The following is a 6750-nucleotide window of genomic DNA, read 5'->3' on the forward strand; positions in this document are numbered from 1 at the left end:
GGCTGGGGGGTACAGATAACCGACGGGGTGCGACGTCGACTCGCACGGCGCCCACCAGGCCACGCCCGCTAGCCTGAGGTATGCCCGAGCACACCCCGCAACCCCCGCGGACCGTCCTGGTCACCGGTGCGTCGACCTTTCTGGGCGGCTACCTGGTGGCTCGCCTGGCGGCCAATCCGGAGATCGAGCGTGTACTGGCCGTCGATTCCCGGGTGCCGCGCAAGGATCTCCTGCGTCGCATGGGACGCGCCGAATTCCTGCGCCTCGACATCCGGCGGCCGGCCATCGCCAAGGCGCTCGCCAGCTACGACGTCGACACCGTGGTCCATGCCGCGACGTCGATCATGGACAACGCTCCACATTCGGCGGCGATCAAGGAGTTCAACGTCGTCGGCGCCATGCAGGTGTGTGCGGCGTGTCAGCGCACACCGTCGGTGAAGCGGCTCGTGCTGCGCTCGACGGCGATGGTGTACGGCGCGAGCGGGCGAGATCCGTCACACTTCGCCGAGGAGACACCGGCACGCCGGGAGCCCACTCGCGGCTACGGTCGTGACCTACTTGACGTTGAGGGTTATGTTCGCGGACTCGGCCGACGCCGACCCGACATCGACATCACCATCGTGCGCCCGCAGGCGATGCTGGGGCCGCGCATCAACACGCGGATGGGGTCGTATCTGTCGCTGCCGGTGGTGCCGACGGTCATCGGTTATCAGCCGCGTCTGCAGTTCCTCCACGAGGAGGATGCCCTCGCGGCGATGGAGCATGTGACGTTGGCGGGCAAGGTCGGGACGTTCAACGTCTCCGGCGACGGAGTCGTCACGCTGACCCAGGCGATCCGACGCGTCGGGCACATCGAATTGCCTGTTCCGAGCGGTCTTCTGGCACCGATCACCGGTGTTTTCCAAGACCTGCGATCGGCCCGGCTGCGCAGCTCGCAAACCGAGTTCCTGACCTACGGCCGGGTGCTCGACACCACGCGGATGCGCACCGAACTCGGCTTCGTGCCGCGGTACACCACGCTGGACACCCTCGACGATTTCATCGACCGCGGGGGAGTGACACCGGTGATCTCGACCGACGCCTGGCGCGGTCTGGAGCGTCGCGTCATCAACTTCGCACATCAACTTCAGTGAAGTGTGAGTTGTCGTTGCTCGCACATCTCGGCGGGGACGTGCGCAACGTCACTGCAACCTCTAAGCTTGGACGTCAGACTCACACTGCTCGTGGTTACGATGGGTCAATCGTCTCATTGAAATCGCCGACTACGGCGATGGTGAGACTTGTATCGGTCGGGTTCCGGGCACATGCCGCCTCATCGTTGTGGTGTCGGGGTCGATGGATCGAAGGCATGAGCGGCATGGTCACGAACGACACGGTTACGACGAGACAGGGACGGGGTGAGCATCTTGGGTAGTGGTGGCGCGACCGACGCCCGCACGGCCAAGGTCATCCAGCTCTATGCCACACCCGGGGGTGCAGACGCGGCCGGGCGCCGCGGCTCCCGCGACCAGGGACGCCGCCGACATCCGAGTCAACAGTCGGGCACCAAATCCTCAGGAGCGCAACGAGGTTCGTCGGAGGGTCACCCCAACACCGACGGCTTCCGCCAACCACCGGCACAGGTGATGCCCATCAACGACGAGATCTCGCTGCCCGACGAGGCGCTCGGCGTCGAACATCGCGGTCCGTCGAAGTCGTCGCCGCTGTTCAGCCTTGGTGGCATCCGGGGTGCGGTGGCCGACTCGCTGACCGCCACCGCGGGCTTCATCCGCGAGCGGATGGCCGGCGAGTACGAGGTCGACGAGTTCGGGTTCGACCCGCACTTCACCGAGGCCGTCTGGTTCCCGGCGGTGCGCCAGGTGTACGACAAGTGGTTCCGCGTCGAGGTGACCGGCATCGAGAACCTGCCGGTCGAAGGCGGTGCGCTGCTGGTCGCCAACCATGCCGGCACGTTGCCGATCGACGCGATGATGACGTCGCTCGCGGTCCGCGACAACCATCCCACCGGTCGCTACCTGCGGTTGCTGGCCGCCGACATGGCGTTCGAGGCACCGGCGATCAGCGAGGTCGCGCGCAAGGTCGGCGCCACCGTGGCCTGCAACAACGACGCCGACCGACTGCTGCGCGCAGGCGAGCTCACCGCCGTCTGGCCGGAGGGCTACAAGGGCATCGGCAAGCTGTACAAGGACCGCTACAAGCTGCAGCGGTTCGGTCGGGGCGGGTTCGTGACGACGGCGCTGCGCAACGCCGCACCGATCATCCCGGTGTCGATCGTCGGCTCGGAGGAGATCTATCCGATGCTCGCCGACCTCAAGCCGCTCGCCAAGATCCTCGGGCTCCCGTACTTTCCGATCACGCCGATTTTTCCGCTGCTCGGCCCGCTGGGCATGGTGCCGCTGCCGTCGAAGTGGCACATCCACTTCGGCCGGCCGATCGAGACCGGCAGCTATGACGAATCCTCCGCGGACGATCCGATGGTGGTCTTCGACCTCACCGACCACGTCCGCGAAGAGATCCAGCAGACCCTGTTCCGGATGCTCAGTCGCCGCGGGAGTGTCTACCTCGGCTGACCCGAGCTTGCGTTGACCGTGCGTCGTAAATCGTTGACTGGGTACTGCGGCGGTGCGCGGATGGCAGGATTCACAGCATGCGAGCTGTGGTGTGTCGTGCGGGGGAACTGACGGTCGACGAACTGCCCACGCCGGTGCCCGGTCGGGGTGAGGTGCTGCTGCGGGTCACGCGGGCGGGGATCTGCGGTTCCGACCTCCATGCCCGCCATCACTGCGACGCCACTGCCGACGTCACGGCCGAGGTCGGCTACGACGCCTTCATGCGATCGGATCAGGCTGTCGTGATGGGCCACGAGTTCGCCGGGGAGGTCGTCTCCTACGGCGAGGGCTGCCGCAAACGCTGGAAGCCGGGCACCGCCGTGGTGTCGGTGCCGATGATCAAGCACGGCGACGCTCCGCACCTCACCGGATTGTCGGCGTCCGCGCAGGGCGCCTACGCCGACTTCGTCCTGGCCTCAGAGGACATGACGATGCCGGTGCCCGACGGCGTATCCGCCGAGCGGGCCGCGCTGACCGAACCGATGGCCGTCGCCTACCACGCCGTTCGACGCAGCGAGATCGGCAAGCGCGACGTCGCGGTGGTGGTGGGCTGCGGACCGATCGGACTCGCCGTCATCGCGATGCTGAAAGCGGCGGACGTGCGCACCGTGGTCGCCAGCGATCCGTCCGACGGTCGTCGGGCGCTGGCCCGACGCGTCGGCGCCGACATCGTCGTCGACCCCGCCGTCGACTCCCCATGGGACAAGGCCGCCGAACAGGGCGGCTACATCACCACCGCCGGCGATCTCCTCGGTGCGGCGTTCGCGGGCATGCGGACGCTGCGTCGTATCCCGGTGGTGCCGTGGGCGTCGATGTTCCGGATGGCCGATCGCCTCGGCGCCACACCCAAGGGGCCGGTCGTGTTCGAGTGCGTCGGCACCCCCGGGATCATCGAGCACGTGGTGTCCTCGGCGCCGTTCCGGTCGCGCATCGTGGTGGTCGGGGTGTGCATGGAACCCGACACCTTCCGTCCGGCGATGGCGATCAACAAGGAACTCGAGATGCGGTTCGTCTTCGCCTACGACCCCGCCGAGTTCCACCACACGCTGAGCATGATCGCCGACGGGACCCTCGACGTGGGACCGCTGATCACCGCGACCGTCGGCCTCGACGGTGTGTCCGCCGCGTTCGACGCCCTCGGGTCGGCCGAACATCACGCCAAGGTGCTCATCGACCCGACCAGTGAGGTGTCGGCGCTGTGACTAACGCTGCCGGATGACGCGCACGGCCGCCGCCGCCCCGGCGCTCGCTGCTCCGATCGCGAGTGCCGAACCGACCCCGTATTTCGCGGCCTTGCGGGCGGTGCGGAAGTCGTACATCTCCCAGCCGCGAACCTTCGCTACGTCGCGCAGGTCGGCGTCGGGGTTGATCGCGACCGCCGTCCCGACGAGCGACAGCATCGGCACGTCGTTGTGCGAATCGGAGTAGGCGGTGCATCGCTTGAGGTTGAGTCCCTCTCGGATTGCCAACGCGCGCACAGCATGTGCCTTGCCGGGGCCGTGCAGGATGTCGCCGACGAGGCGGCCGGTGAACGTTCCGTCGACACTCTCGGCCACGGTACCGAGTGCGCCGGTGAGGCCGAGGTGGTCGGCGATGGTCTGCGCGAGTTCCACCGGGGTGGCGGTCACCAGCCAAACCTGTTGTCCCGCATCGAGATGTCGCTGCGCGAGGGCGCGGGTGCCCGGCCAGATCTTGTCGGCGATGTACTCGTCGTAGATCTCCTCGCCGAGCGCGGCGAGCTCTGCCGTCGGGCGTCCGGCGATGAACGACAACGCCTTCTCGCGGCCCTCGGCGACGTCGTTCGCGTTCTCCTTGCCGGTGATGCGGAATTTGGCCTGGGTCCAGGCGAAGTCGAGAATGTCGCTGTAGGAGAAGTACTTTCGGGCCGCGAGCCCGCGGGCGAAGTGCACGATCGAGGCACCCTGGACCAGCGTGTTGTCGACGTCGAAGAATGCGGCCGCGGTGAGGTCGCGGGGCGCCTGCGTGGGGTCGGGGCCGGCCGGCGGGCGGTCGCGGAGCGAGTCGACTGCCGCCTGCGCACTCGCCTCACCGGCGAGGGCTTGACGCAGTTCTTGCGCGGTCTGGCGGAAGCGGCCGGTCGCCGCCGATGCCCGTTCGGAGATCCACGCGGTGACCCGACCGGACTCGTCGTCGTCGATCAGGGTGTGCAGTTCGGCATCCTCGGAGAACTCGTCGTCGGCGCCACTGCTCGCAGCCCAGCCCTCCCAGTCCTCCGGCGACGACGATTCCGGAGTGGGCAATTCGGTCTTCTCGGGCTCGGACGGCGGTGGCGGTGTTCGGCCGTTCTCGACACCGGGTTCCACGCCGCCGGGATCGTCGCGCACAACCGACCTCCTTGCCTGACACTGCCTGACGCTGGTGTGGCTCCCACAGTAGTGTGCCCCGCGTCGAGCAGCCGTCAGCGTGCCCAGATCCCGGTCGGTGGGCCGCGAGTGCGACGATGAGATTCATGACGCTCGAACTGCTCACCCGCGCCGGTTGCTCGGCCTGCGTGACCGCGCGCGCCGACCTCGAGCGGGTCTGCGCCGACCTCGGACTCTCCTACACCGAGGTCGACGTCGACACCGCGGCCGAGCAGGGCAATCGCGAGCTGCGCGCGGAGTACGGCGACCGGCTCCCCGTGGTCCTGCTCGACGGCGTCGAACACAGTTACTGGGAGGTCGACGAACAGCGTCTGCGCGCCGATCTCGCAACCGGTAGGGGCAGAATGTGAACCTCTTCACAAGAGGTATAGGCTGACCCTCACCGAGTGGCCGCCACGACCGACCGGCCCGAGATCTTCGAAGCGAGGTGGGTGAGCGTGAGGCGGAGTGACGCATCCGACGACGCGCACCCACCCCCGGCCATCGACACCACCGACATTCCCGCGCCCGCAGTGGCCCGTCTGGCCGCATATCTGCATGTTCTGCGGTCCTTCAGTGAGCGGGGCGTTCTCGTCGCCTCCAGCGGCGAACTGGCGCGTGCGGCGGGGGTCAATTCGTCCATCCTGCGTAAGGACCTGTCGCACGTCGGCGCGAACGGGGTACGTGGCGTCGGTTACGACGTCGGTCGGCTGACCGCCCGCATCTCCATGGCGCTGCACACCGACAGCGTGCACACCGTCGCGCTCGCCGGTGCCGGGCGCCTCGGACACGCACTGCTCGCGCACACCGGCTTCGGTCGTGGGTTCCGCGTCGCGGCACTCTTCGACGACGACCCGCGCCTGCTCGGCACCGCGCTGGTTGCCGGCGGCCCGCGCATCGCGCCGCTCGCCGACATCGAGAGCGTCTGCGGCGCGTCCGACAGCCCTCCGATCGAGGTCGCCGTGGTCGCGACCGCCGACGCCGACGCCCAGCGCACCTTCGACGCCTTCGCGGCGGTCGGCGTCCGGCAGATCCTCAACGTGACCCCGGTGAGCCTGTCGTTGACCGAGTCCGGGGACTCAGATGTCGTCATCCGACAGGTTGATCTAGCCTTGGAACTACAGGTGCTGGCTTTTCAGGCGGGGCGGCGCCAGGCAAGTGTGATGGGTGAAGAGACGGTGACAGCGTGAGTGTTCTGTTGTTCGGGGTGTCGCATCGCAGTGCGCCGGTAGAGGTGCTCGAGCGGCTGGCAGTCTCCGATCACGACCGACCCAAGCTGGTCGACGACCTGTTGTCCTCCCGTGCGATTTCCGAGGCGATGCTGGTCTCGACGTGCAACCGGGTGGAGATCTACGCCGTCGTCGACGCCTTCCACCCCGCGCTCGAAGCGGTCGGTGCCGTACTCGGCGACCACTCCGGCATGACGATCAACGAGATGACCCGGCACGCGTACGTGCGTTACTCGGAAGCCGCCGTCGAACACCTCTTCACCGTTGCCGCCGGGCTCGATTCGATGGTCGTCGGCGAGCAGCAGATCCTCGGCCAGATCCGCAACGCGTACCTGAACGCCGACGCCAACAAGTCGGCCGGCCGTGTCCTGCACGAGCTCGCGCAGCAGGCGCTGCGGGTCGGCAAGCGCGTGCACACCGAGACCGGTATCGACCGTGCCGGTGCGTCGGTGGTGTCGGAGACTGCCAGCCGCTCGAGCACCTCTACCGGCGCACTGCGATGCGACACCCCGAACAACAGAACACTCACGCTGTCACCGTCTCTTCACC

Annotated in this window: 7 protein-coding genes; 6 read left to right on the forward strand and 1 reads right to left on the reverse strand. The window is 67.8% G+C overall.

Annotation, left to right across the window (positions count from 1 at the left end; translation table 11 throughout):
- Positions 1–80 precede the first annotated feature (80 nt).
- From ABZW74_RS02460 to ABZW74_RS02470, 3 genes are all read left to right on the forward strand, one after another.
- Positions 81–1133, forward strand: coding sequence for an NAD-dependent epimerase/dehydratase family protein (locus ABZW74_RS02460; RefSeq protein ID WP_240859532.1), 1053 nt, complete (start codon positions 81–83; stop codon positions 1131–1133).
- Positions 1134–1397: 264 nt separating this feature from the next.
- Positions 1398–2570, forward strand: coding sequence for a lysophospholipid acyltransferase family protein (locus ABZW74_RS02465; RefSeq protein WP_355273539.1), 1173 nt, complete (start codon positions 1398–1400; stop codon positions 2568–2570).
- A gap of 77 nt (positions 2571–2647) precedes the next feature.
- Positions 2648–3811: a zinc-binding dehydrogenase gene (locus ABZW74_RS02470; protein WP_240859536.1), complete on the forward strand. Its 1164-nt coding sequence runs from the start codon at positions 2648–2650 to the stop codon at positions 3809–3811.
- On the opposite strand, the gene ABZW74_RS02475 is transcribed toward ABZW74_RS02470, so the two are convergent.
- Positions 3812–4870 carry an HAD-IB family hydrolase gene (locus ABZW74_RS02475; RefSeq protein ID WP_240859703.1) on the reverse strand — a complete coding sequence of 353 codons (1059 nt, stop codon included), beginning with the start codon at positions 4868–4870 and terminating at the stop codon, positions 3812–3814. It lies immediately after the preceding gene.
- Between the two features lie 209 nt (positions 4871–5079).
- On the opposite strand from ABZW74_RS02475, the gene ABZW74_RS02480 reads away from it, so the two are divergent.
- The 3 genes from ABZW74_RS02480 to hemA form a co-directional block, all read left to right on the forward strand.
- Positions 5080–5343 (forward strand): glutaredoxin family protein, encoded by a 264-nt coding sequence (locus ABZW74_RS02480; protein WP_240859538.1) that lies wholly within the window; start codon positions 5080–5082, stop codon positions 5341–5343.
- Between the two features lie 87 nt (positions 5344–5430).
- A complete protein-coding gene (locus tag ABZW74_RS02485) occupies positions 5431–6162 on the forward strand; it encodes a redox-sensing transcriptional repressor Rex (protein ID WP_355273543.1) in 732 nt (243 codons plus the stop codon).
- Positions 6159–6750, forward strand: a 592-nt coding sequence (gene hemA / locus ABZW74_RS02490; protein WP_355273546.1) for a glutamyl-tRNA reductase, incomplete at its 3' end; no start/stop codon positions are given. The genes ABZW74_RS02485 and hemA, both read left to right, overlap by 4 nt.

Source organism: Gordonia sp. NPDC003585 (genome assembly GCF_040610755.1).
In the GTDB taxonomy this organism is placed as follows: Bacteria; Actinomycetota; Actinomycetes; order Mycobacteriales; family Mycobacteriaceae; genus Gordonia.

Coding starts and splice junctions, on each gene's coding strand:
- ABZW74_RS02470 (WP_240859536.1), top strand. CDS start 2,648: ATGCGAGCTGTGGTGTGTCGTGCGGGGGAACTGACGGTCGACGAACTG.
- ABZW74_RS02460 (WP_240859532.1), top strand. CDS start 81: ATGCCCGAGCACACCCCGCAACCCCCGCGGACCGTCCTGGTCACCGGT.
- ABZW74_RS02480 (WP_240859538.1), top strand. CDS start 5,080: ATGACGCTCGAACTGCTCACCCGCGCCGGTTGCTCGGCCTGCGTGACC.